Here is a 1,879-nt window from a genome sequence, read left to right as displayed (position 1 = left end):
GAACGGCGAAGCGTACCCCTAGTGGGCGAACGGATGACTGTGCTACGAAAAGCCCTCCGCTCCGTACCAGCCGGAAAGGGGTGACAGCACAGGGATGAGCATGAACACAGTCGTCACGACGGAACGGCGTGACGCCCTTAAAGGGCGCAGCGCGCCCGGTTGAAGCACCGGCGACAGCCGGTTGCAGCCCTTGACCTCAGCCATCAGGCCCTATGTCCGAAACCCGGAGGGGTTCGGCGGAGCTTACCGGCAAAGCCGGTTAGCGCAGTAGGACTGACGACCCGGCAAAGCCGGGGAGCCGAAGGTGGCCATGTCCCGGCCCCTGAAGTTGATGTTTAGTCAGTAAAGGCAGTAATCGCAGAATGATTGCCACAACCGGAGCTGTCATACAGACAGTAGAGAGACACCCGGCATGACTGGCAGACTACAGAGAACGCGGAGGGGTATAGCCGGTGCGTCAGCACCGGGTTTTGCCTGGCCTGTAAGGCCTGCAGTCTTTGCGCCCTGCACGGCACGGATTCAGCTTTCGGTTTCATTTTCGAAATGTTCACCGGCGCGGCGCAACAGCTCTATAAACGGCAGGTCAGCCGCGTTGCAGAGGTGCATGAGGTTGGCGAGAAGATCGGTCATTGCTGTTGAAGCCAGGTCATTTTCATTGTCCAGTCCAGTGCAACTGGCGAATGTCTTAATGGCCGCTGCGGCGGATGCGATGGCTGCACCATCGTAGCTATCCTGCTGCATGAAACTGGCCAGACAGCCGATGTCAGCGATTTTCAATGATTCATGCTGCGAAAATGCCGCAGGCAGTCTTACATCGGGTGCAGTGTTATTTACCATGGGGAGCTCCTGTTACTTTCGCGCCAGCATGGACGTGCTGCCTGGTGCTCAGTGCATTCCAGGCAGCGCCAGTCATGCGATGGACTAAAATTCCATATTTTCCATGATTTCTGTTTCATCGAGGCGTTTTGACGGATGCCGGTACTCTCTCAGAGCTTTAGCCACTTCCGGATCGTTCCGCCATACGGCGTGAACGGCGTTGAGGTTGAGTAAGTCGGCCTCGCTGCGTAAGCTGCGGGCAGTACCAAAGTTATCCCAGCCTGACTCGAATGCAGCCTGGCTCAGCAGTGCCGCTTTCTGTTCAGCGATCCGTTCAAGTTCCGCCGGATCGGTTTCAGGTACAGTCCATTCCAGCTTACTGGCATTGCCGCGCAGCACAACTCGATGTGCAAGGTCGGTGATCGTGACGACCTTCGGCTGAAAGCTTAGTGCATCGTAGTCGCTCAGTTGCCAGTCATTGTTCAGATCAGCCTGAACCAGCAACTCCATTGCCTCCGTGATGGAATCAGCACGGCCCAGGCAAACTGCCCCATCCTGCCAGTACGTGCCAAGATTTCGATCATCCTCATGGAACTCCATGCAGCCGCATACGGTGACGCCAAAAGGACGGGCACTCTCAATATATAACTGACGCTCAGCCTCACGACATCCGGGAGCATCGGCCTGCAGCCATGCCAGTTCCGGCAGATCAGGACCATCCACGGCTTCCCACGCTTCAGGATACAGTTCGATAGCCAGAGACCGCACGGACGACGCCAGCTCATACCCGGACGGTGTGACGATGTCACCCCTGTCAATCATTGTGGTTATGCACGCAACTGCCAGCTGCAGGTCATCGAAAAGCTCCTCAGTATCAACGCCCAGTTTCTGCATAGCACGGTGCTTCATCAGATCGCCTTCCAGCTTCGCCAGACTAACCCGGCGATTTGTGCGCATCGACAGATGCACGTCGAAGTTTTGTTTTACCCAGGTTTCGGTGGTTTTGGTTGCGGCGGTTTTGACGTTCTGTGTGTTCATGCTGGTTCTCCTCTGATGGTTACTA

The 1,879-nt window shown here is 56.3% G+C and carries 2 protein-coding genes; both read right to left on the bottom strand.

Annotated elements, in window-relative coordinates; translation table 11 throughout:
• Positions 1 to 519: 519 nt before the first annotated feature.
• Positions 520 to 837 carry a hypothetical protein gene (locus tag HFD87_RS22745; RefSeq protein ID WP_167423955.1) on the bottom strand — a complete coding sequence of 106 codons (318 nt, stop codon included), beginning with the start codon at positions 835 to 837 and terminating at the stop codon, positions 520 to 522.
• An 84-nt stretch (positions 838 to 921) separates the two neighbouring features.
• Entirely contained in the window at positions 922 to 1,854 is a 933-nt protein-coding gene (locus HFD87_RS22740; RefSeq protein ID WP_167423954.1) for a hypothetical protein, read from the bottom strand.
• Positions 1,855 to 1,879: the final 25 nt, after the last annotated feature.

Origin of the sequence: Pantoea sp. EKM21T, assembly GCF_011800405.1 — a bacterium.
Lineage (GTDB): Bacteria > Pseudomonadota > Gammaproteobacteria > Enterobacterales > Enterobacteriaceae > Pantoea > Pantoea agglomerans.
This window is presented reverse-complemented; position numbering and strand designations above follow the sequence as displayed.